Source organism: Magnetococcales bacterium, from assembly GCA_015231755.1.
Classification (GTDB): Bacteria; Pseudomonadota; Magnetococcia; order Magnetococcales; family Magnetaquicoccaceae; genus Magnetaquiglobus.
Genome location: JADGAZ010000007.1, coordinates 1 through 24,241, shown reverse-complemented (window position 1 = coordinate 24,241; position 24,241 = coordinate 1). Strand labels below are relative to the sequence as shown.

The window sequence follows — 24,241 nt, the reverse complement described above, 5'->3', positions numbered from 1 at the left end:
CAACCCCAGTCAGCGCCAGGATCCCACACCACGGGGTTTGAGCAACGCGGCACGCAAGCGGGACAAAAACAGCTCCCGGGAAATCTCCCGGGCGCCAAAGCGCAACATGTGATCCGAGGCCACTTGACAATCGATCATCTCGAATCCCGACGCCACCAAATGGTCCACCAGGGTGACGAAAGCCACCTTGGAAGCGTCGGGTTGGACCGAAAACATGGACTCGCCAAAAAAAACCGCCCCCAAAGCCAGACCGTAGACCCCGCCCACCAGTTGGGAGGAACCGGTCTCCTCGTCGAGGATCCACGACTCGGCGGAGTGGGCCAGTCCCAGTCGGTACAGCCGAATGAAAGCCCGTTCCATATCCCGGGTGATCCAGGTGCCGCTGGCCTCCCGGGCCCGGGCGCAGGCGCGGATCACATGGGCGAAGGCGCAATCGAAGGTGACCACATAAGTCCCCCGCCGCAAGGTCTTGCGCAGACTGTGGGAGACATGCAGCTCCGCCGGATCCAGCACCAGCCGGGGATCCGGACTCCACCACAGAATCGGCTCCCCCTTGGAATACCAGGGGAAAATCCCCTCGGCATAGGCCACCAGCAACCGCCGCACCGACAAATCCCCCCCCACAGCCAACAGCCCCTCCTGCCCGGCCAAAGCGGGATCGGGAAATACGGGTTCGTGGGGGAGGCGGAAGATGGGCATGGCTTGGAATGGGGGTCGCGGGTTACAGATTTCCGGGGTAGTGTTCTTCGGTTTGCTCCCACAAAAGCCTTGCCGCAGCCTCCAGGTTCTCTTCGGGCAACCCCTCGGGGAAACCGAGCAACCCAGCGTAGGAAGGATCAACCGCGTGTCGCAGATGCCACGCCTCCAACTCAAGGCGCAAAGAATCATGCGCCAAGAATGCCTCCGTGGTCTTGCCGACCGGAATTACGGCAAATCGCAGCCGTTTTCTTTCTTTCTCATCGAAATCAATCGGCACCTTCCCATAATAATCGCGCGCGCACGAAGCAACTTGCTCTCTCTCCGAACGATCCGAATATTTCCCCAACCAATTGGTCGAAAGAAATCCTTGATCCGTCGGTTGCAGCATGAACGCCCCCGGACTTGCCCGCTCCTCACCTCTGGGAACAAATTTTCTTCTACAGTAACGGAGCAATTTCTCCTGCCCCCTCAAGAGAGACAGCTTCTCAGGAGGCATGCGCACCACCCGAACAAAACAGCTTGAAGGCCGCAGATAATGGGGCCATTTTTTGCTCCCTGTCCAACGAACTGGCGAGTCGATCCGATTGATACGCTGCATCCGGATGCTTGACAATATACTGTATGTCCCCGATCCGCATAAAATAAACAAAAAGGTAATGACTCTTGGATCTCTGCCACCCGGCACACAAACCACCATTGACCCCGGCCGTCAAGCGGGGTGGTTCATTCAACCAATCCGCCCGCCTCATAAAATCCAAAAACAATTGCAAAGCTTCGGGAGAAAACGGTATCCCCTCATCCATGGGATCCGGTTCCAACAAATAATTCAAATCCGCAATCAGATCCTCCTTGAATGGCAACGAGGCATCGCGGGAGGCGTCATCAATGATTCGACGAACACGATCTTCTGGCAAGACAACCCGATCACGCTCGGCAAGAGGAGTCGTGGTTTCAACCTGCTTTTCAAGCTTTCCAACAGTGTTCTGTCCCCAAGTCTGATCATCCCAGACATCATGACCATTCTTGATACCACGAACAACCCGATCAACCTTATCCGTTTGTTCTTCCCTGTATTTAAAAGAACAAGAATCCAGGAAGAAGCCTTCAAGGGGACAAGGTTGCTCGATGGCATGCTCAAGCATTTTTGAAGGTTTCATGAGTGCCTTTCCCAAATCGTCTCGCGCGCCGAATCAGAAATCATTTTCTTGAAAGCAAAATTGATCCAATGGTGCGCCGCATCAAACTGTTCCTTCAACAAATCAGGATCCGTGCCAACAATGGGCACAGTCACATGAAAAGAAACTTGAATCAGTGGCATTTGATCGACATGCCTGACCGCTGTTGCCAATTTGATCAACATCTCTCCTGAACGATCCGGTGCAACGATCCTGAACTGACAGGCAAAATTCTCCGGCACAGGCAAGGCGGATTCCACAGGCCAGTCGGACAAACGAACCACAGGGAAAACATCTCCCAGACGCCGCATTTCCCGATCCATCTCTTCACGAGAAACCTGATTGATATAACTCAACTCCAACTGCTGCAACTTGACCTCACCCAATCCTTCCTCAACCAGCCATTGCTGAAAAAGATTCCAATCTTCCAGAAACCATCCCAAACAGGCTTCGTACCCGACATAAACCTCGGAGCGTTCATTTTTTCTCCAGTTGACGAGAAAACGATCCGCTTGAATCTGAAGCAAACGGTCCTCAGCCTGATTGATATACCACACACGCGGCAACGAAACAGGGGTCAAATGGATGGACACTGATCCATCACGACCGGAAGGCGCCAAAGGTGGCGCATCCTGACACAAGGGGAACTTCTCCCGGATTCGATTCCAAAACAAGCCATAATGTACAGATTTGAAATCCTTCACAGGATCAAAAGCCACCCCAAGGACCATCTCTTTCAGTGGTGCGTTCCGTGACATCCGATCATCTCCTATACATGGGTACCCTGACCATCATGGGATTCAATCGGTATTCTTCGTCCGAAAGTTAATCACAATCTCTCCGATTGGCCAAGCCAGAAACCGGCTCCGGACCAAAAAACCAACCGTTCAGCCCCATACGCCCCGCGAACCACCCCCCCTCAATGCGCCTCCGCCCAGTTCCTCCCCACCCCCATATCCACCCGCAGCGGCACCGACAGGGACAGGGCCTGTTCCATGGCTTCCCGGGTCAGGGATTGGGCCTGTTCCAGTTCGGTTTCAGGCACTTCGAGGACCAGTTCGTCGTGTACCTGGAGGATCAGGCGGCTGGCCAGGGACTCCCGGCGCAAGGCGTGGTGCAGGCGGATCATGGCCAGCTTGATCAGGTCGGCGGCGGAGCCTTGCAGGGGGGCGTTGATGGCGGTGCGTTCCGCCAACTCCCGCAGGGTGCGGTTGGTGTGGTCGATGTCGGCGACGAAACAGCGGCGTCCCCCCAGGGTCTCGACATAACCATGCTCCCGGGCAAAACGGATGGTGCGTTCCATGTGGGCCTTGACCCCGTCGTAACGCTGGAAATACAAATCCATGTAGGCAAAAGCCTCCCCCACCGGAATCTTGAGCCGCTTGGCCAATCCATACGGACTCATGCCGTAGATCAAGCCAAAATTGATGGTCTTGGCCAGACGGCGGGACTCCGGATCCACCTGGGCCGGATCGCCTCCGAACAGCTCGGCGGCGGTGGCGGCGTGGATGTCCAGACCCTGATCGAAGGCGCGCTTCAGACGGGGAATGTCCCCCATGTGGGCCAGCAAGCGCAACTCGATCTGGCTGTAGTCGGCGGAAAGCAAGACACATCCGGGAGGGGCGACAAAGGCGGCGCGGATCGCCTTGCCTTCGGGACGGCGCACGGGAATGTTCTGCAAATTGGGATCCGAGGAGGACAACCGTCCGGTCAGGGTGGCGGCCTGATTGAAACGGGTGTGAATCCGTCCGCTGGCCGGATCGATGCGTTCGGCCAAGGCGTCGGTGTAGGTGGATTGCAGCTTGGTGAGGGAACGGTACTCCAGCACCTGTTCCGGCAGTTCGTGCCCCGCTTCGGCCAGACGGGTCAACACCTCCACATCGGTGGAAAACCCGGTCTTGGTGCGCTTGCCCCCCTTGATGCCCATGCGACCGAACAGAATCTCCCCCAACTGCTGGGTGGAGTTGATGTTGAACACCTCTCCGGCCAGCTCGTGAATGCGGGCGGTCAACACCTCCCGCCGCCGGGTGAAATCCTCGGTCAGCACCCCCAACGCCCCCCGATCCACCAGGGTGCCGGCCAGCTCCATCTCGCCAAGCACCGGCATCAACGGCAGCTCGATGGTCCGGTACAACCGCTCCATCGCAGGGATCGCCGCCAGTTGCGGAGCCATCTTTTCCGCCAGCAGCCAAGCGATCTCCGCGTCCTCGCAGGCATAAGGCACCGCCTGGGCCAAAGCCACCCGATCAAAGGTGACCTGCTTCTTGCCCACCCCCGCCACCTCCTTGAAGGTGATGGTCTGACGCCCCAACTCCGCCAACGCCAGAGCATCCAGATTGTGCCGCCGCCCCGCGCCGTGCAACAGACCGGAAATCAACAAAGTATCCCGATCGATCCCGGCCAGGGTAATGCCGTAGCGACGCAACATGGCATATTCAAACCGTAAATTCTGACCGCTCTTCTTCACCCCGGGGTCTTCCAGGATGGGCCCAAGGTCCGCCAGCACCCGCTCCCGGTCCAACTGCCGCCCCTCCGGCAAGGTTTCGGGCCGATGCCCCACCGGAATGTAATACCCCTCCCCGCCTTGCCAGGAAAACGACAACCCCACCAGCTCCGCCAACGCCGGATCCAGCCCGGTGGTTTCGGTATCCAGGGCGAAAGCCCCCAGACCCCGCAAGACGGTCAAAAACGCGGTCCAGCCCGCCTCGTCGGTCACCGCCCGATAAGAAAACGGCGCGGACGCCTCCATCCCCTCCCCGGCAGGGGATTCGGGGGAGGATTCCAAGGTCGGGGCCGAGGATTCCGACGTGCCGGGCAGAAGGGCTTCCTCAGGGGATTCCGACGTGTCGGGCAGAAGGGCTTCCCCAGGGGATTCCGACGTGCCGGGCAAAAGGGATTCCCCAGGGGATGGAGGAGTCGCAGCCGACATCCCCCGGGAAGAGGCTGCCGGGGTCGCCGGCAGACTGCGTTCCAGATCCCGCAATTCGGAGACGAACTCCATTTCGGTCAACAGCGCCCGCAACGCCTCCAGATCCGGCATGCCACGCCGCAACGCCTCGGGATCGAAGGGCAGTTCCATCCCGTCATCCACGGTCACCAGTTGCAACGACAGCCGCGCCAGCCGCACGGTTTCCGGATCCATCAGGTTCTTGCGCAAGGCCGGCTGGGTGAGCCGATCCGCATGGGCCAGCAGATTTTCCAGGTCGCCGAACTGGCGGATCAGCTTGGCCGCGGTCTTGATGCCCACCCCCGCCACGCCGGGAATGTTGTCCGAAGTGTCGCCGATCAGCGCCATGGCCTGGGTGAGATGGGAGACCGGCACGCCCCATTGCTCTTCCACCTCCGCCGGACCGATCCAGCGCTCCTTGCCCGGATCGAAAATCCGGATCCGCTCCGACACCATCTGGGAGAGATCCTTGTCCCCGGTGACGATCACCACCTCCCATCCCGCCCGCTCCCCCAAACGGGCCAGAGTGGCGATCAGATCATCGGCCTCGTGGCCGATCTGCTCGAAGATCGGCATGTTCCAAGCCGCCACCAGCCGTCGGATCACCGGAATCTGCGCCCGCAGATCATCCGGCATGGCGTGGCGGGTGGCCTTGTATTCGGGGTAGAGTCCATGACGGAAAACCGGCCCCCCCGCGTCGAACACCATCGCCAGGTATTCCGGCTTGTGTTCATGCACCACCTTGCGAATCATCTTCAAGAAGCCGAAAATGGCGTTGGTCGGAAAACCGTCGCGTCTGGCAAGGGGCCTGACGCCATAAAACGCCCGGTACAAAAATCCGGAGCCATCCATCAGAAACAGCCGGGGAGTCGTCATGAAGTCCCAATCACCCTCTCTTGTTGCCCAAGGTCCAACCCGTCTCCGCGACCGCCGCGACCGGGTGATGTGTTCCACGCTGCTGGCGCTGCTGCTTCTGACCGCCCAGAACGCCCTGGCCGCCGAAACCTACCGGGGAGACCCCCAGCCGATCCCCACCAAAGGACCGTTGGTTTCGGAACTGCGGGAAAATCTGGATCCGGACCATCCGGGTCACGAAACCGTCATCCGCAAATACGAAGACGCCCAGGGCAATCAGGTACGGGAATTCATGACCCATGGGGCCATTTATCAGATCCAGGTGATTCCGGTCAACGGTCCGACCTACTACCTCATCGACACCGACGGGGATGGACTGTTCGAGTCCCGCTCCAACGGCTACGAACTCAAAATCGCCGTCCCCCACTGGGTACTGTTCCGCTATTGACCCCATCGGCCCGGCCCATCCGCCTTCCGTTGACCACTCCGTCCCGCTGGCCCATCGCCGGATTCTACGCCTGCTACTTCGCGGTGGTGGGGGTGTGGATTCCCTATTGGCCCTTGCATCTGGCCAGTCTGGGATACGGCGCCCAGTCCATCGGTCTGTTGACGGCCCTGTCCCAATGGATCCGCATTCCCGCCCCGCCCCTGTGGGCCGCATGGGCGGATCGGGGCTCCCGGAACACGGTGATCCTGGCCACCTGCGTCGGCGCCTTGGGATCCTTCTGTCTGTTCTTTGTGGATTCCGGACCCCTGTGGATTCTGGCGGTCACCGTGGTCTACAGCATCTTTCATACCGGGCCTTTGGCCCTGACCGACGCCACCGCCATGGAACTGGCGGTGGCGCACCGTTGGGACTATGGCCAGTTGCGCCTGTGGGGATCCTGGGGATTCATTCTGTGTTCCCTGGGGGTGGGGCCCTTAAGCGACCGGGTGGGACTGGAAGTCGTGCCGGTGGTCATCGCCTTGCTGCTGGGCGCCACGGTGCTGTGCGCCACCGGCATGCCCCGCATGCCGGTTCCCCGGGGAGAACGCATCCCCCTCACCACCCTGTTCGCCCGCCACGATGTCCGCTGGTTTTATTTCAGCGCCGCCATGATGCAGTTCTCCCATGGGGGCTATTATGGTTTCATGTCCCTCCATCTGCAGCAACACGACTTCAACCGCACCACCATCGGCTTGCTGTGGGCCGTGGGCGTGTTGGCGGAAGTGCTGCTGATGAACCGCTCCCAGGCCATTCTGGCCCGCTTCGGAGTGGCGCGTCTGCTCACCTTCTCTCTGCTGGTGGCCACGATCCGCTGGACCCTGTACGCCACCACCACGGAAATCATCCTGCTGGCCTGCGCCCAACTGCTGCACGGATTCACCTTCGGCACCTTTCACGTCTCCTCGGTGCGCCGGGTTCACGACTTCGCCCCGCCCCGGGCCAGGGCCACGGCCCAGGGATGGCTTTCGGCCCTCTCCTATGGCATGGGGGGTGGACTGGGCATGGCCCTCTCCGGGGTGATCTTTCAACGGTTCGGTCACGCAGCCATGTTCCTGACTCTGGCACTCGCCGCCCTCATCGGCACCCTGGCCTCCCAGCGCGCCGCCAACCTGCTCGCCGCCCGACCGGAGACCGCTCCATGACCCCAAGCCCCCTTTCCTGGCAGCCGGATCCCCTCCGCCCCCACGCCACCATCCGCCGCCGGGATCTGCGCCACATGATCCGGCTGACCCGCGCCCTGCGCCGACTGGCCCTGAACCATCCCCGCCTCCTGCCGGACACCCCGGATACCGCCCGGTTCGATCCGGGTCACGAGGCGGTGATGATGGGCTATGATTTTCATCTCACCCCGGATGGACCGCGCCTGATCGAGGTCAACACCAATGCCGGTGGCGCCCTCATGGCCCATTGCGCCCAGAATCCCTGTTTCCCCCCGGGTCCGACCTTTCCCCCGGAGATCTTCGACCTCGAAGATCCCCATCAGACCCGACTGCTGGAAACCTTTTGGGAAGAGATGGCCCGCTTCAGCGGCGATCCTGCGGCCAGACCCCGGCGCATCGTGATCCTGGACGCCCAACCGGAAGCCCAGTTCCTGTATCCGGAGATGGTCGCCTGCGCCACCCTGCTCACCGCCGCCGGTAGCCCCTGCGCCATTCTCGATCCGTCCAAACTGGAAATGAACGCCGACGGGGTATTCCACGCCGGAAACCGGGTGGATCTGATCTACAACCGCCACTGCGATTTCTACCTGGAAAGCCCACCCCTCGCGGGTCTGAAAGCCGCCTGGCTCAACCGTACCGTCTGCCTCACCCCCAATCCCCGCCTCTACGGTCTGCTGGCGGACAAACGCCACTTGGTGGTCTGGTCGGATCCCGCGGCCCTGGTCGGGTTGGGATGTTCCCCGGAAGAGGCGGCCTTCATCGCCTCCATCGTGCCGGAAACCCGCTTTCTCCACCAACGGGACCGCAACCAGGTCTGGAAAGAGCGGGCACGCTGGGTCTTCAAACCCTGCCAGGGATTCGGAGGACGGGGAGTGCTGCTGGGGGACAAGATCAGCCGCGCCCGCTTCGACTCCCTCGACCCCGCCGCCACCCTGGTGCAACGTCACGTGCCCCCCTCCCTCACCGTGGTGGACCCCCAGGGCACCCCCTTGAAAACCGATATACGCCTGTTTGTCTACCGGGATCGGATTTTAGGGGTCGCGGCCCGGGTCTACCGGGGTCAGGTGACCAATTTCCGCGAACCGGGCAACGGTTTTCAGCCGATCCGCCTCATCTAGTGAGATGCCGGGTTTACCCGGAACCGCAAAACGAATAAGATGGATCCCGGAATCTCCAATCCAAGCCTCTTTGCGTCTTCACGACCCCCGGCCCGCCACGAGGTGAACCGATGTCCCTCCCTGAACCGTCCGCAAACGGCGCCACATTCCGCGTCCAGGATCCGTTGTTCATTCTCGAAGCCCACTGCCGCAAGGCGCTGGAAATCTTTCCCAATCCCACAGGCTCCATCGAGGCCGCCAGACTCCGGGAAGCCACGGAACTGCTGCTCAACCGCCTGAACACCACCCGCTCTCCTGGGGAGACATCCGCATGATCATCCGGCGGCTCCAATCCGAAAACATTCTGCGCTTCGAGCATCTGAATCTCGACGATCTGCCCGAGCGCGGTGGCATTCTCATCACCGGCCCGAACGAATCCGGCAAGTCGGCCATTCTGGAAACCCTCTGTCTGGCCCTGTTCGGACGCACGGTCCAGTTGTCCGGCGCCGATCTTCCCAAGGCGATCCGCTGGGGAGCGGATCAGGGTTCGGTCACCCTGGACTTCATCGGTCCGGACCGGATTCCGCACACCCTGCGACGTCAACTCGACCGCCAGGGCAACCATCAGGCCACCCTCACCCGTGACGGCAAGCTTTTGGCCTCGGGGGTCGAAGCGGTGGACTGGGCCATGAGCCCCCTCATCGGCTGTGATTTTTCCGAATACCTGGACACCCTCTATCAGGCCCAGGGACGCCATGGCCGTCCCGGCGGCACGATCAAGGCGTTGTCGGGTGTGAGCCGGCTCGAAGCGCTGGAAGCCTCCCTCGACGCCGAAAGCCAAACCCTCGCCCAACAGATCGAAGCCCGTCAAAACCAACAGGCGGCCCTGCGGAGCGCGTTGGTCACCTTGAACATCCAGGAATCGACCCGGGCCCGGCTGGAAGAAAAACACCAGCAGGCCTGTGCCCAGGTCGCCACCGCCAACGCCACCATCGCCCGGTGGTCCGGGCTGGAAGCGGGAATCGTCCAGGCGGGACAACGTATCGAGTCCGCCTGCACCCCCTTGATCCAGACTCCCGCCGCCATCGGCCTGCCGGAGTGGAAAAACCATTGCGCCCGACTGGATGACGGACTCCGGGAGATCGAAACCCTGGGTCTGGAGAACCATTTGGGTCCAATCGATCCCCCCGCCACCTTGTTGCGCCAATGGCACGCGGGCTGGGTGGCCCGGCTGGAGGGTCTGGAAAAAATCCTGGCCACGGTCCAGGAGGAACGGGATCGGCTGTTGCGCTGGCTGGGGGCGGCCCCGCCGAATCCCGACGATCCCCCCACGCTCCCCCGGGAACGGGCCGAACTGACGGACAAGGAACAGCGGGCCAGGGATCGGCGCGCCCTGCGGGGTCGGCGCATCACCTTGTTTTTGCTGTTGAGTCTCGCCAGTTGGTTTGCCACCCTGGTGGTGTGGCAGCATATCCTGCACGATCGGCTACCCGCTTGGCTGTCCCCTCTGTTGTCCAACGCCCTGCCGTTTTTGAATCGGGCGCCGAATCTGTTGCTGGTATACACCGCCGAACTGTTTTCGTTGCTCCTGGTGTGGAATCTGCTCGCCCGCTGGTTCGCCGGAATGCGCATCCGCGGGGCCATGGCGGACAAGGCGCAACAGGATCTCCAGGCGGCCACGGCGTGGCACACCATCGACACCATCCCCGAGGCTGCCAGCCAGCCTTTGAAAAAACAGGTGGAACAACTGCTCGCCCTGGAGAACACCCCCTGGCGCCACGACCTGAACCGCTGGACCCGGGAAGCGGGTGCCCCCCTGATGGACGAAACCCTGCTGGCCGGGGAGCTGAACCCCCTGTCCGAACAGTTGCAAATCTTCCTGGATGGACAGAATGACCTGCGGGAACGGATCGCCACCCGGATCCTGGAGGCCGAAAAGGAGCAAAACGCACGTCAGGCCCAGGCAACCCGGGTGGCCACCGAAGTGGCCCACGAACTGGCCAGACGACGGGAACGGTCCCGACTGAACGCCGAACTGGCGGCCCGCGAAACGGAAAATCACCAGGATCGGCACGCCATCGGCATCCGCGACCTGGCCAGAAAGCTGCTCCAGGGGGCGGAAGGAGAGCTGCACACCCTGTTCGTGGCGGAGTTGAACCGGGTGATGGCCCAACTGGTGCCTGTGGTCACCCAGGGACGTTATCACACGCCGCGCCTGGATGACGCCCTCAACGGAGAGATCGGCTCCGCCACCCAAAACGACCCGATCCCCATGACCGCGCTGTCCACCGGGGTGCGTCGCCAGGTGAATCTGGCTCTGCGTCTGGCCCTGTGTCAGGCTCTCACCGCCCGCTCCGGCTCCCAATCGGCCCGGTTCATCGCCCTGGACGAGCCTTTGGCCTATTCGGACCGCCAACGGGGACGGGAATCCCTGGAAGCGCTCCTGGCCCTCGATGGCCCGCTCACCCAGGTCTGGGTCGCGGCACCGGAAATGGAGGCGGAATTGTTGGCCACCTCCCGTCACATCCCGTGTACTCCGGATCAACCGCACTCCTGACACTGACAGGGCAGGTGGGATCAACCATGAAAACCAAAGCTCCCTCGACGCTTTTTGCCACCTTCCTGCTGTGCGTGATCCTGCTGCCGGGTTTGCTGGTGGCCTCCGAATCCTCAGGCTCCACCCCCCATGCCCAGATCCGCATCAAAGGATCCGACACCCTGTCCAAGGTGCTCAAGGAGTGGGTGCGGCTCTATCAGGAGCGGGAACCCCATGTCCGCATCGAGGTGACGGGGGGAGGATCGGGCAACGGCGTCGCCGCCCTGCTCAACGGCCATGTGGAGATCGCCTCCGTCAGCCGTCAGTTGCGGGAGCGGGAGCTGCAACTGTTCGCCAAAAAACATGCCCACGCCATCCCGGTCGCCCACGTGGTGGCCCAGGATGCGGTTTCGATCGTGGTCCACCCCTCCAATCCCATCAACGGGCTGTCGCTGCCGCAACTGACCGAAATCTACAGCAAAGGCAATCCCCTGCTCTCCTGGAGTTCCCTCGGCGTCCGCATTCCCGGCTGTCCGGATCAAAAGATCCAACCCATCAGCCGCAAGAACAACTCCGGCACCTACATGTTCTTCCGGCAGACCATCCTCAACAAAAACGAACAGTTCGATCCGCAATTGTTCAGCCTGGACGCCTCCGAAGGGGTGGTGAACATGGTGGCGCAAATGCCCTGCGCCATCGGCTATTCGGGCATGGCCTTCGTCACCAACGCGGTCAAGACCCTGTGCGTCTCCAAACTCCACGAAACCGACGCCCCCTGCGTGCCCCCCACCGCCGCCTCCACCCTGGACCATACCTATCCTTTGTCCCGGTCCTTGTATCTGTACACCCTGGGGGAACCTCAAGGAGAAATCAAAAAATTCCTGGAGTGGATCGTCAGCGCCCCGGGCCAGGAGATCCTGACCCGCAACGGCTACACGCCGCCCCCTTGAAACCGCCACCCTCTGTCCTCCCATACCCTCCCATCACGTCACAAGGAACGGATACCGCATGATGGAAACGCTGGAAGCTTTTTTGCGCGAATACGGTTACATCGTCTTGTTTGTCGGCACCTTCCTGGAAGGAGAAACCATGGTGCTGGTGGCCGGATACATGGCCAAGACCGGATTGCTGGACCTGAATATGGTGATCCTGTCGTCGTTTGCCGGCACCTATTGCGGGGATCAACTCTATTTTTTCATCGGTCGCCGCTGGGGACATCTGCTGGTCAAACGCACCAGCAGCGAAAGCTGGAAACGGCGCACGGATCGGGTGATGGATCTGCTGCAACGCTTCGACACCTGGTTCATTCTGGGATTCCGTTTTGTCTACGGCGTGCGCAACGTCACCCCGTTCGCCCTGGGGGCCAGCGAAATCCGCACGTTGCGCTTCGTGATCCTCAACGCCCTGGCCGCCATCGTCTGGGCCATCAGCTTTGCCTATGGCGGATTCATCTTCGGACACGCCATGGAGGCTTTTCTGGACAAGATCAAGCACTACCAGATCTATTTCTTCACCGGAATCGGTCTGCTGTTCATCGGGCTGTGGGTCCGGCGGCGTTTTTTCCAGCAGGGCCAGGGAGAGTCCCCCCAGGCCGTGGACCCCGCCCCGGAAGCCAACGGGAATTGATCTGATTTCGACGAAGATCCACCCGCCAAGACGGATGGCGGCGCGTTCAGGCCGGATCGGCTCTAAGACGCGCCGTCGCCCGCGGGCAGATCACAGCGGGCGATGCGGTACCAACCGCAGATCCATTCGTGCAGATGGGTACCGGGCACGGCTGGCAGTCGGTCATCCCCGGAACCACCGGCGACACGCACACGGGCCATCTCCCTGGACCGTCGCACCGCCAGACCCAACCGGGGAGCGGTGCGAACCCACAGCGAGGCGGATCCGGAATCCGGCAGGGTCTCCAGGCATTGCCGTACCCGTTCCCGCACCCACTCCCCGTGGTCCCACTCCGGACCCGGGGATTCAAAATGCAGCAGAATCCACAACTCGAACACCGGACGACAGCAAACCAGCCGGGGCCGGACTCCGGTGGCGGCGCCAAGCTCCTCCCGGAACGCTTCCCAGCCCTCCTGAAGGCCATCCGCATCCGTTCCATCCCACTCCAACAGGCAATCGATCCGCATGAAGGGTCCAAAACGGCGGATCTGCTCCCGGCAGGTTTTCAGCCACAGCGCCATGGGGGGCAACGGGGCGAGGGTAATCTTTTTTTCCAGGCCCAAAGCGAGGATCAGAGCGCCCAGATAACCCAGGGCCGCCTCGGGGGCCAACAACAGATGATGATCGTGGGGAGGACGGCGGGGAGTGGCCCGCTCCAGCGTGGGTCCGGCCCGCTCCCGGATCCGGGAGGCGTTGCCACGGGTGATCCCTTCCTTGGGCAAGACGCTCACAACTCCTTGAACCTTTTGAAGGTCGGAATGGCTCCGAAATTGCCTTCCAGATAACGACGTTGCAACGGCTCACCCTGTTCGATGTCGAAATCGGAGATTGGATACAGTTCGCTGCACCGATCCCCGCTTTTTTCCATCATCCAGAATTGATCCCGACGGAACGCCCCGGGATCCATCAAAGCGGTGTCGTGGGTGGTGCTGATCAGTTGGGCCCGATGCTGGTTGGTGTTGACATCGTGCATCAGGCCGAACAGAAATTTCACCAGATGATGGTGCAGGCTGGTATCCATTTCGTCCATGAACAACACACGTCCCTGTCCCAGAATGTTCATCCAGGGCCAAGCCAAAGCGAACAGTTTCTGCGTGCCTCTGGACTCCGCCTCCCAGGGGAGCAGCACCGGCTTGCCGGTGTCGGCCATGGAGCGTTCAAAGCGCACTTCGGTGACGATGGTGCTGGACATCTCTTTTTGCAGCGCGGCCCGCACCTCCGGAGGAAGATCCTCCATGCCCAGATCCCCCACCGACCGGCTTTCCAGACGGATCCCCTCGATGTCCATGTCGGCTTGATTGAGGAATTTCAACACTTTCAGGCATCCTTCCGCATCCTTGCACAACGAGGCGGAAAACTCCTTGCTCACCTCCAGATGGGGACGGAACACCCGCAACCGTTTGTCGAACCAGTCGAACACCGGACGCAACGACGCGCTGTTGAGCTGGATGGCGGTGGAAAGAAACAAGGCGTTCTTGCGGGTGGCATCCCGCCACACCTCCCGGTTGCCGGGCATGTATTTCTTGTGGAGGTTCCACACCTCCTTGCCGGATTCCGCGTCCAGATAGCGTTCAAACCAGCGTTGGGGGCGTCCGCTGGGATAGGCGATGAGCCATTCGTGGGTGACCCGTTCCCGGGTGACGGCAAAGCCGTATTGATAACGAATCTCGTCTTCGATGAAGATCATCTCGAAGACGCTGGGAGCCTGCATGTTTTTGTTGTTGAGCAAAAAAGGATGCACATCGATGATGTCCCCCTCCTGACCCTTGGAGGAGTTGAGCACAAAATCCCACATGAACAACGCGGCCCGGATCAGGTTGCTCTTGCCCGAGGCGTTGGGACCGTAGATCACGGTGGATTTGAGCAACTTGGGCATGCGGGGCAGACCGGGAGCGAAGGTGTTTTCCGGATTTTCCCGATACTGACTGCTGGCCGCCATGCTCAGGGTCTGGCGTTCGCAAAAGGAGAGGTAGTTGGTGACGCTGAATTCGATAAGCATTCAAACGATCCGCTGTGAAAGATCTACTATTAAAAAAGAAAAGGGGGTCTGGGGGATTCATCCCCCAGGGTTTCAATCCCTGAAAAGGATTCATTTTTTCTTAAAGAATCAAAGGCAAACCCCTGGGGGACGAATCCCCCAGACCCCTTCTTTTCTTTCAATGATTTCGATAGGTTGACCACCATCTTATCATAACGGTCCAAGTGACAAAAGGGGAGAGATTCACCCCATGTCCCATTTCACCCCGTTGGCGTCGGCATCGGCGGTGACGGTCTGGCCGGGACGGCATTTTCCCGCCAGCAGCGCCTCGGCCAAAGGATCCTGCAAGTGGCGCTGCATGAGCCGTTTCAAAGGCCGGGCGCCGTAGTGGGGATCGAATCCCTCCCGGGCGAACCACTGCCGGGCCGCAGGGGTCAACTCCAGGGTGATGCGCTGCCGGGCCAGAACCTGACGGATCCGATCCAGTTGGATCTCCACCACCGATTCCATCTGTCCGGCCTCCAGGCGGTGAAAAAAGATGATCTCGTCGAGACGATTGAGGAATTCCGGCTTGAAGGCCTGCCGCAATTCCGCCATCACCCGGGCACGGGTCAGCTCCGGGGTCTGTTCCTGGGTGGCGACCAGATGGGCGGAACCGATGTTGGAGGTAAGGATGATCACCGAATTCTTGAAATTGACCACCCGTCCCTGGGAATCGGTGAGCCGTCCGTCGTCGAGGATCTGCAACAGCACGTTGAACACATCCGGATGGGCTTTTTCGATCTCGTCAAGGAGTACCACCCCGTAGGGACGCCGCCGCACTGCCTCGGTCAACTGTCCCCCATCCTCGAACCCCACATAACCGGGAGGGGCGCCGATCAGGCGGGCCACGGAGTGTTTTTCCATATATTCGGACATATCCAGCCGGGTCATGGCCCGATCGTCGTCGAACAGAAAATCCGCCAACGCCTTGGTGAGTTCGGTTTTGCCCACCCCGGTGGGGCCGAGAAACAAAAACGAACCCATGGGACGATTGGGATCTCCCAAGCCGGCCCGTCCCCGCCGCACCGCCCGGGAAACCGCGGACAACGCCTCCTCCTGACCCACCACCCGTTTGGCGAGCCGGGACTCCATGGCCAACAGCTTGTCCCGCTCCCCTTCCAGCATGCGGGCCACCGGAATGCCGGTCCAGCGGGCCAGCACGGCGGCCACCTCCTCTTCCCCCACCTCTTCCCGCAACAGCCGATCCCGCTCCGGGGTGGCGGCGGCGGATTCGAGCATGCGCCGCTGCAAATCCGGAATCACCCCGTATTTCAGCTCCCCGGCCCGGTTCAAATCCCCCCGCTGTTCCGCCTCTTCCAACTCCTGACGGGATTTTTCCAGAGTCTCTTTCAATCGGCGTCCGGCGTCGATCTGGGATTTCTCCTGCTGCCAGCGCAAAGTGAGACCGGCGGAACGCTCCTTGTCGTTGGCCAAATCCCGTTCCAGTTGCGCCAGACGCTCCCGGGAGACCGGATCCGTCTCCTTGGACAAGGCGGAACGCTCGATCTCCAGTTGCAAAATGCGCCGATCCAGTTCATCGATGGTCTGGGGCTTGGAGGTGATCTCCATGCGAATGCGGGCCGCCGCCTCGTCCACCAGATCGATGGCCTTGTCCGGCAGAAAACGCTCGGTGATGTACCGGTCGGAAAGGGTCACCGCCGCCACGATGGCCCCGTCGGTGATGCGCACCCCGTGGTGCAACTCGTAACGCTCCTTGAGACCCCGCAAAATCGAAACCGCATCCTCCACGCTGGGTTCCCCCACCATCACCGGCTGAAAACGACGGGCCAAAGCCGGATCCTTTTCCACATGTTTGCGGTATTCGTCCAGGGTGGTGGCCCCCACGCAGTGCAAATCCCCCCGGGCCAGGGCGGGCTTGAGCAGATTGGAGGCGTCCATGGCCCCCTCGGTGCGTCCCGCGCCCACCAGGGTATGCATTTCGTCGATGAACAGCACCACCCGACCATTGGCCTCCCGCACCTCGTTCAACACCGCCTTGAGCCGCTCCTCGAACTCTCCCCGATACTTGGCGCCGGCGATCAACGCGCCCATGTCCAATCCGACAAAACGCACCCCCTTGAGGGATTCCGGCACGTCGCCCCGCACCACCCGCAACGCCAATCCCTCGACAATCGCGGTCTTGCCCACCCCGGCTTCGCCGATGAGCACCGGATTGTTCTTGGTGCGGCGGGACAACACCTGAATCGCCCGCCGGATTTCGTCGTCGCGCCCGATCACCGGATCCAGCTCACCCCGACGGGCCAATTCGGTGAGATCGCGACCGTATTTTTCCAACGCCTGAAAGCCGCTCTCCGGATCGGCGGAGGTGACCCGCCGATTGCCGGTGACCTCGCTCAAGGTGCGCCGCAACGCCTCCCCCGTCACCCCGAGACGCTTGAGCAGCGGCGCCAGATCCCCCTCCTTCTCCTCGGCCATGGCCAACAAAAAATGTTCCGTGGAGACATAGGCATCCCGCATCTCCCGGGCGAGCCGGTCCGAATCGGCCCACAACGCCTGCATGCGCCGGGAAAACAACACCTGATCCGCCCCCGCCCCCTCCACCCGGGGAATCCGCTCCAGCAGCCGGTTCAGCTCCTCGGCAAGCCGGACCAAAGGCACTCCCAGTTTCTCCAGAATCGGACGGATCATGCCATCCCGCTGTTCCAGCAACGCGGTCAGGAGATGCTCAGGCTCCAAACGCTGATGACGTTTGCCCGCCGCCAGACCGATGGCATGTTGCAAGGCCTCCTGGGATTTGGTGGTCAAACGTTCCTGTTGCATGGTCTTGGATCCTTGTGGTTCGGGTCAAACCGGGGGAAAGAGAGGTTCTTGTGATGAATGAGATAGGCACGATGCCCCCAGGTCACAAGGGCACCCCCACAATTTGACCTCAGCCACCAGCGGACATCCCTTAACCGGAGCGAAAATTCGACAACCAACCCATATCATCATCTCCCCATTCTTTTTGAGAAATCCTGCCGGATCCACCAGTCCAACAGCCAATCCTGTAAAGATTCACAAGAACAAATCTCCGGTTTCCATGCAAAACAAAGCGTGCAATCCTGCCCGTGTCATCATAATGCTGACAAACAGGCACTCCGTTTTACAGTTGCCAGCATCCTCATTCTTAGAACATAATTGAGTTTTACAAAACCAACAGATCAAACTGTTTGAAACATGGCCAACAGATCAAACAAAGTCATGACAAAATCCATTTATAGACAAACAAATTTTATAATTCAATCGCCATCGTTGGAAACGAAACATGAAATCCTCCAAAAAGAAAAATCCGTGTCCGTGCAACCATCATGCGATACACCGGATTCATAAATTAAAAAAACAACTCCAACGCCATGAAGACGAACTCAAACGCGCCCAACGCATCGTGCATGCCGTGACCGGCTGCACCCAGGCGTTGAGTCAGGCGACCTCGGAGACCGATCTGTTTCGACATTTCTGCAATCATGTGGTGCGCAAGGGGGGATATCGTCTGGCCTGGATCGGGGTGCCCCACCGCGATGAGGCCCGCCGCGTGGAACCGGTGGCCTGGGCGGGAGCGGGTAACCATTATGTTCAGGGGTTGCAGGTCAGTTGGTCGGAACGGGTGGAAATCGGTCACGGTCCCACCGGTCGGGCGGTGCGGACCCGAGTTCCACAGGTCTGCCCCTCCATTCCCTCCGATCCCACCCTCCACCCCTGGAAAGCGCGACTGATCGAGATGGGATTGATCTCTTCCGTGGCGCTGCCGGTGATGGATGGCGACCAGGTGATCGCGGTATTGAATCTTTACGCCGACCGGGAACAGGCGTTCCGGGAGGGGGAAGTCCACTATCTGACCAAAGTGACGGAACAAATCGCCTCCGGCATCCTGGCCATGCGGGAGGTGCGGACCCGCTGGCAAATCGACGAACGCAATCAACGGGCGCTGACTTCCCGCATGGCCATCTCCTCTTTGCTGGAAATGTCCCTGACCCCCATCACCTTGACGCAAATGCTCACCTCGGCCCTGGAGACCATCCTGGCCGTGCCCTGGTTGACCGTCGAAACCAAAGGGGCGATTTTTCTGATGCACGACTCCGGAAATCATCTGTATCTGGCCGCCCAGGTCAAACTGCCCCCGGCATTGGTGGAAAACTGCCGAAGCATTCCGCTGGGCCACTGTCTGTGCGGGCGGGTGGCCGAAACCCAACAGATGCTGTTCACCACCCAACTCGATCATCGCCACGAGAGCCGGTTTCCGGGCATCAAGCCCCATGGACACCATATCCTGCCCATTCTGTCCCGCAAGCGTCTGCTGGGCGTGCTCAACCTTTTCGTGCCGGACGGTCGCATCCTGCCCGAAGAAGAAGCGGAATTTCTGCACGCCACCGCCAATACCCTGGCCGGCATCGTGGAACGCCACCACCTGGAGTCGGATCTGTCCAAAATGGCCCGGTACGATCCCCTCACCGGCGTGCTCAACCGACGGGCCTTCCTGGAAGAGTGTCGTCGGGAAGTGGTGCGGGGCCGTCGGGAAAATCGGCTGTGCGCGGTGTTGTTCATCGATCTGGACGGGTTCAAGCAGGTGAACGACACCTTCGGACACCAGACCGGGGATGCCTTGTTGATTCAATCCTGTCAACGGATCGTGGAGTGCGTGCGGGAGTCGGATCGGGTCGCCCGACTGGGGGGAGACGAATTCTGCGTTCTTCTGGTCGGCTTCGCCCACGAAGAAGATGTATTGGTGGTTGCACGCAAAATTATTCACGCCATGGGACAGGAATTCATAATATCCGACCAATCCTGCCGTATCGGTTGCAGTATTGGCGTGGCGCTTTATCCCCTCCACGACATGGATCCCAATGAATTGTTGCGCAAAGCCGATCTGGCCTTGTATGAAGTCAAACGCAGCGGCAAAAACAATGCTTCCGTTTATCACCCTGATCTTGAAAATAGACATTCATTTACCGATCGCGTCGGATGAATTCACAAAGACCGGATCAAAAACCCCGCGTCACATCCAGCACACCCCGTCGATTCCCAGGCAATAAACCCATCGTTGACACCGGGTTCCCGCTTGACAATGAGAGTGCTTTTCATTTACATTATGAATCCGGACTCTTAAAGCACCTTTCAACCGTCGCCCTTCGGAGATCTTCCATGGATCATTCCACGCCCGCCGTTCCAGCCACCGAAAAAAAATCCATCACCCTGGCCGAATTGCCCGCAGGCCGATCCGCCCGGATCGAAGGTCTCATCGGGGATGCCATCGCCAAGAGGCGTCTCATGGCTTTGGGGGTGGTGCGGGGCAACGAGATCGCTTTGGAGACCAAGGCCCCTCTGGGGGATCCCCGCATTTATACCCTGCTGGGATACCGTCTTTCTCTGCGCAACGACGACGCCAGAAACATTCTGGTTTCCGCGGTCTGAATCACTCCACATCAAAAAGCAAGGCGCCCCCGGCATGACTTCCGAACCAACCGTAACCGTTGGCCTCATCGGCAATCCCAACAGCGGCAAGACGACGATTTTCAATCGTCTTTGTCGCAGCAACGATCCGGTGGGCAACTATCCCCGGGTGACGGTTTCGGTACGGGAGCGCACTTTCGATTACGAGGGGGTGACCTTCCGTCTGGCGGATCTGCCGGGTCTGTACGCCCTGACCACCCAAACCCCGGAAGAGAGTGGCGCCCGGGATTACATTCACGACGAACGGGCTTCCATCTGGGTGAATGTGTTGGATTCGGGCAATCTGGAGCGTGCGCTTTACCTGACCACCCAGTTGGTGGAGATGGGACGGCGCATGGTGTTTGTGCTCAACATGATCGACGAGGCGGAGCGCAAGCAGTGGTCGATCGACGCCGAAGCGTTATCCCGTCATCTGGGGGGACCGGTGATCAAGGTCAACGGGGTGACGGGTCAGGGATTGGACCGGTTGCGCGCCACGTTGTTGGAAATGTCCCGCAGCGAACAGACCCCGGAGCCGGTGGTCATCGACTATGACGACCATCTGGTGGCCGCGGTGGAGCGGGTGAGCGCGCAGATCCGTCAATTTCATCCGGATCGCATGACCCCGCATCAGGTCCGCTGGCTGGCCATCAAGCTACTGGAGGGGGATGACGCCTTGTTGCGTCGCGAAGGGGATCATGCCTCGTTGCTGGAGATGATCCAGCAGGAGCGGGATGCGCTGGCTGCCGAGCATGGCGGTGAGTGTGAAATGTTGTTCGCCGATGCCCGGTACGCTCATGTCCACACACTGATCACCACCGTGGTGGACCGTTCCGGGGTTGTCGGGGAGCCGCTTCCGGACCGGACGGCCCGTCTCGACGGGTTGTTGCTGCATCCGCTGTTGGGGATGCCCTTGTTTTTTGTTTTCTTGTGGTTGATGTTCCAGACCACCTTCACCCTGGGGGAGTATCCCATGGGTTGGATCGAGGCGGGTGTGGGGTGGGTCAAGGAGATGGTGGGGGGATGGCTGCCCACGGGAATGGTGCATGATCTGGTGGTGGAAGGGGTGATCGCCGGGGTTGGAGGCACCATCGTTTTTCTGCCCAACATCGTCATTTTATTTTTCTTCATGGCCATGTTCAGCGAGACCGGTTATTTGACCCGGGCTTCGTTTCTGATGGACCGGCTGATGCATACCTTCGGGTTGCACGGCAAGGCGTTGATTCCCTTGGTGATCGGTTTCGGGTGCAATGTTCCGGCGGTGATGGCCACCCGTACCATCGAGACTCCCCGTGCCCGATTGATCGCCATTTTGGTCAATCCCTTCATGTTGTGCGCGGCCCGGTTGCCGGTATTCATCCTGTTTGCCGGGGCTTTTTTCAGCGAGCATGCGGCCAGCATGGTTTTTTTGATGTATTTGATCAGCATGGCCATGGCGTTGATAGGATCTTTGCTGCTCAACCGTCTGTTGCCACGGGGGGCGCCGGAGAGTTTCATCATGGAGTTGCCACCTTACCGCATGCCCACCCTGAAGGCGTTGACTTGGCACATGTGGGACAACGCTTTGAACTTCCTCAACAAGATCGCTGGTGTAATCTTGATTGGTTCCATAGTGTTATGGTTTCTGAAAGAATTTCCCAAGGAGATCGTCTGGAGTCAGGACTATGCGGGTCAGATCGAGCGGTTGCAGGCCACTCCGGAGACTCCGGCCCGTCAGGAGGCCATCACCCAGTTGACCCGTCAGCGGGATCAGGAGGCATTGTCCAACAGTCATCTGGGGCGGATCGCCCGGGCGGCGGCTCCGATGTTTGCGCCGTTGGAGTTGACCTGGCGGGATACGGTGGCGATTCTGACCGGTTTGATGGCCAAGGAGGTGGTGGTGGCCAGTTATGCGGTTTTGTATTCGGAGGAGCGGGAAAAAGCCGAGGAATCGGCCTCTCTCAAGAAGATGCTTTCCAGTTCGATGCCGCCTCGGGTTGCGTTTGCGTTCATGGTGTTCACGTTGTTGTATTCTCCTTGTCTGGCCACGGTTGCCGCCATTCGGCGTGAGGCGGGGGGATGGCATTGGGCTGGATTCTCGGTGGTGTTTTCGTTGGGGATTGCCTGGAGTTTGGCGTTTGGGATTGTGACTGTGGGTCGATGGTTGTCATGAACGCCACCTGGGATGCGGTTCTTTTGACTTTGATCGGGATGGGGTGTGTGGTTTACATGTTGAGGCGGCTAAAGCGGATGTTTTCCCGGTCGGCGGGGGCGGATTCCGGTTGTGGCGGATGTGGGGGAGGGGAAGGTTGTTCTTCATCCGGGGATCAGCGGAAGGGTTCCTGTCAGGAATCCAGCCCGAAGGTCATTCCGATCAAGATGGTCAGCGACCCAGACAATCGGTAAGGTAAGGCTTCCAATCCGCTCCAATTTCTGTTCCAACCATTGAAAAAAAAGAGAGGGTCTGGGAGATTCATCTCCCAGACCCTCTCTTTTTTTTCAATAGTCAAAAAAGCACATGACAACCCCGAACGGGTTCCGCTATGATCACTCCCACCCCCATAACCCCATCCCTCCCGCCTCCGGACCCACCCATCCCATGTTCAAAAATATCCATAAATTGGTCTGGGCCTTCGACGCGGAATGGATCCCGGATCCCAAAGCCGGACGCCTGCTGCATAACCTGCCGGAAGAAACCCCGGACCACGAAGTCATGCAAACCATGTGGAAAAACGGAGGCGCCACGGAAGAAAACCCCCAACCGTACCTCAAAACCATCCTGTGCCGCATGGTCTCCATCGCCGCCGTCCAACGCCACCTCCACTCGGATGGCCGGGTCACCCTGTCGCTGCTCTCCCTGCCCCGAGATCCCCAAACCCCAACCAGCGAAAAAGAGATCATCCAGAAATTCCTCTCCGCCATCGGCGAACGCCACCCCCAATTGGTGGGCTACAACTCCATGGCGGCAGACCTGCGCATCCTCACCCAACGGGGCATCTGCCTGGGCATCCAAGCCCCCGGCTTCGCCCGCCGCCCCGCCAAACCCTGGGAAGGCGTGGACTACTTCGCCAAAGGCGGCGACTGGCACATCGACTTGAAAGATTTCGCCGCCCCCGGCTGGGGCCAAGGCTCCCCGTCCCTCCACGAACTGGCAGTCCTCTCCGGCATCCCGGGAAAAATGGATGCCTCCGGTGACGACGTGCCCCAAATGTGGCTCGATGGCCAATTGGATAAAATCATCGCCTACAATGAAAGAGATGCGATAACAACCTATCTGGTCTGGCTGCGCATGGCCCACTTCGCCGGCCTCATCTCCCCGGACGACTACCAAACCGAACAACAACGCGCCCGGGACATGATCACCCGCGAAGCGGTCGTCAAACCCCACCTGCTGGATTACCTGAACGCCTGGGAACACCTCTCCGCCTGCTCCGGGGGAGCCTGACCCGCCCCACGCAACACCGCCATCAACCGTCCGGCAAAACGGGGAGCCAAAACCATCAACACCCGACTCCAAAACAAATTGCCATCCCCCAACAAAACCAAACCATTGGCAAAAGCCTCCCCCCCGCGCCGCGCCGGAGAGTCCCGATAATAGCCCTCCGAATGACCACGCCCCACCACGTTGCCCGTCAACGCCCCAAACAAATCCGCCACAATCAACGCCATTCCCATCTCCTGATGACGCCGCCGCCCCCACTCCAAAACCTGCTCCCCGAATAAAAAAGCATCCCGGCGCCGCAACGCGACCAACAACATCAACAAACGCTCCGGATCCTCCTCAAATCCCCGATACCCCAAATCCACCTCCAAAGCCCCCTCCACCTGATTCAACGTCAACCCGAACCCCCGCAACTCCCCATCCATCCAACCCGAACGGGCCTGAGGCGCCAACCCCCGCCAAACCTCACGCAACCCGTACAAAACCCGGTTGGTGGCCAATACCGTGCGCCTGCGCCCCTCCCCGGATCCCAACAGACCAGCCCGCATCCCGATGGCCCGCCCCTCCATGACCACCGCACGACGCATACCCCCATCCCGAAAGCTGATCGGACCCTCCGTGAAGCCATCAAGCCAATAATCTATGTAATGTCCAAACTCATGCCTCCACACCAATTTTTCCAGCCGCAGCAAACGATCCCGATAATGGATACCTGCCATTTCGATATGCGGCACCCCCCGTTCCATCACGAA

20 protein-coding genes are annotated in these 24,241 nt (G+C 60.2%); 11 read left to right on the top strand and 9 right to left on the bottom strand.

The genetic code is table 11. The features are described from left to right. Positions 1 to 9: 9 nt before the first annotated feature. The 5 genes from HQL98_06160 to polA all read right to left on the bottom strand — a co-directional run bounded on the left by HQL98_06160 (position 10) and on the right by polA (position 5,697). Positions 10 to 699 (bottom strand): leucyl/phenylalanyl-tRNA--protein transferase, encoded by a 690-nt coding sequence (locus HQL98_06160; protein ID MBF0271625.1) that lies wholly within the window; start codon positions 697 to 699, stop codon positions 10 to 12. 22 nt (positions 700 to 721) lie between these two features. Continuing rightward, positions 722 to 1,087, bottom strand: coding sequence for a hypothetical protein (locus HQL98_06155; protein ID MBF0271624.1), 366 nt, complete (start codon positions 1,085 to 1,087; stop codon positions 722 to 724). 97 nt (positions 1,088 to 1,184) lie between these two features. Further along, positions 1,185 to 1,856, bottom strand: coding sequence for a hypothetical protein (locus HQL98_06150; GenBank protein MBF0271623.1), 672 nt, complete (start codon positions 1,854 to 1,856; stop codon positions 1,185 to 1,187). Beyond that, positions 1,853 to 2,632 carry a TIGR04255 family protein gene (locus tag HQL98_06145; GenBank protein MBF0271622.1) on the bottom strand — a complete coding sequence of 260 codons (780 nt, stop codon included), beginning with the start codon at positions 2,630 to 2,632 and terminating at the stop codon, positions 1,853 to 1,855. The genes HQL98_06150 and HQL98_06145 overlap by 4 nt, the downstream gene beginning before the upstream one ends. Before the next feature lie 161 nt (positions 2,633 to 2,793). Beyond that, the gene (gene polA, locus HQL98_06140; GenBank protein ID MBF0271621.1) at positions 2,794 to 5,697 is read right to left on the bottom strand and encodes a DNA polymerase I; all 2,904 of its coding nucleotides are present in this window, start codon (positions 5,695 to 5,697) and stop codon (positions 2,794 to 2,796) included. Here polA and HQL98_06135 point away from each other — a divergent pair. From HQL98_06135 to HQL98_06105, 7 genes are all read left to right on the top strand, one after another. Then, complete coding sequence (locus tag HQL98_06135) at positions 5,696 to 6,124, top strand: DUF2782 domain-containing protein (protein MBF0271620.1); 429 nt, start codon at positions 5,696 to 5,698, stop codon at positions 6,122 to 6,124. The genes polA and HQL98_06135 overlap by 2 nt on opposite strands. After that, the gene (locus HQL98_06130; protein MBF0271619.1) at positions 6,121 to 7,305 is read left to right on the top strand and encodes an MFS transporter; all 1,185 of its coding nucleotides are present in this window, start codon (positions 6,121 to 6,123) and stop codon (positions 7,303 to 7,305) included. Before HQL98_06135 ends, HQL98_06130 begins: the two co-directional genes overlap by 4 nt. Further along, positions 7,302 to 8,441, top strand: a complete 1,140-nt coding sequence (locus HQL98_06125; GenBank protein MBF0271618.1) for a hypothetical protein — start codon at positions 7,302 to 7,304, stop codon at positions 8,439 to 8,441. The genes HQL98_06130 and HQL98_06125 overlap by 4 nt, the downstream gene beginning before the upstream one ends. A 110-nt stretch (positions 8,442 to 8,551) precedes the next feature. Then, on the top strand, positions 8,552 to 8,755 hold the full coding sequence (locus HQL98_06120) for a hypothetical protein (protein ID MBF0271617.1): 204 nt from the start codon (positions 8,552 to 8,554) through the stop codon (positions 8,753 to 8,755). Beyond that, the gene (locus tag HQL98_06115; protein MBF0271616.1) at positions 8,752 to 10,977 is read left to right on the top strand and encodes an AAA family ATPase; all 2,226 of its coding nucleotides are present in this window, start codon (positions 8,752 to 8,754) and stop codon (positions 10,975 to 10,977) included. Before HQL98_06120 ends, HQL98_06115 begins: the two co-directional genes overlap by 4 nt. A 26-nt stretch (positions 10,978 to 11,003) precedes the next feature. Continuing rightward, entirely contained in the window at positions 11,004 to 11,906 is a 903-nt protein-coding gene (locus tag HQL98_06110; protein MBF0271615.1) for a phosphate ABC transporter substrate-binding protein, read from the top strand. 61 nt (positions 11,907 to 11,967) lie between these two features. After that, on the top strand, positions 11,968 to 12,582 hold the full coding sequence (locus HQL98_06105) for a DedA family protein (protein MBF0271614.1): 615 nt from the start codon (positions 11,968 to 11,970) through the stop codon (positions 12,580 to 12,582). Between the two features lie 62 nt (positions 12,583 to 12,644). On the opposite strand, the gene HQL98_06100 is transcribed toward HQL98_06105, so the two are convergent. The 3 genes from HQL98_06100 to clpB form a co-directional block, all read right to left on the bottom strand. Continuing rightward, positions 12,645 to 13,343 carry a hypothetical protein gene (locus HQL98_06100; GenBank protein ID MBF0271613.1) on the bottom strand — a complete coding sequence of 233 codons (699 nt, stop codon included), beginning with the start codon at positions 13,341 to 13,343 and terminating at the stop codon, positions 12,645 to 12,647. Between the two features lie 5 nt (positions 13,344 to 13,348). After that, positions 13,349 to 14,620, bottom strand: coding sequence for an ATP-binding protein (locus HQL98_06095; protein ID MBF0271612.1), 1,272 nt, complete (start codon positions 14,618 to 14,620; stop codon positions 13,349 to 13,351). Between the two features lie 222 nt (positions 14,621 to 14,842). After that, complete coding sequence (gene clpB / locus HQL98_06090) at positions 14,843 to 17,422, bottom strand: ATP-dependent chaperone ClpB (protein ID MBF0271611.1); 2,580 nt, start codon at positions 17,420 to 17,422, stop codon at positions 14,843 to 14,845. 484 nt (positions 17,423 to 17,906) lie between these two features. Between clpB and HQL98_06085 the strand changes: the two genes are divergently transcribed. The 4 genes from HQL98_06085 (at position 17,907) to HQL98_06070 (ending at position 23,492) form a co-directional block, all read left to right on the top strand. Continuing rightward, on the top strand, positions 17,907 to 19,604 hold the full coding sequence (locus tag HQL98_06085) for a GGDEF domain-containing protein (protein ID MBF0271610.1): 1,698 nt from the start codon (positions 17,907 to 17,909) through the stop codon (positions 19,602 to 19,604). Positions 19,605 to 19,780: 176 nt separating this feature from the next. After that, complete coding sequence (locus tag HQL98_06080) at positions 19,781 to 20,050, top strand: ferrous iron transport protein A (GenBank protein ID MBF0271609.1); 270 nt, start codon at positions 19,781 to 19,783, stop codon at positions 20,048 to 20,050. Positions 20,051 to 20,084: 34 nt separating this feature from the next. Beyond that, complete coding sequence (gene feoB / locus HQL98_06075) at positions 20,085 to 22,220, top strand: ferrous iron transport protein B (protein MBF0271608.1); 2,136 nt, start codon at positions 20,085 to 20,087, stop codon at positions 22,218 to 22,220. Positions 22,221 to 22,646: 426 nt separating this feature from the next. Then, entirely contained in the window at positions 22,647 to 23,492 is an 846-nt protein-coding gene (locus tag HQL98_06070) for a 3'-5' exonuclease (protein ID MBF0271607.1), read from the top strand. Here the strand turns inward: HQL98_06070 and HQL98_06065 are convergent. Then, complete coding sequence (locus HQL98_06065; protein ID MBF0271606.1) at positions 23,444 to 24,076, bottom strand: hypothetical protein; 633 nt, start codon at positions 24,074 to 24,076, stop codon at positions 23,444 to 23,446. The genes HQL98_06070 and HQL98_06065 overlap by 49 nt on opposite strands. Positions 24,077 to 24,241 lie beyond the last annotated feature (165 nt).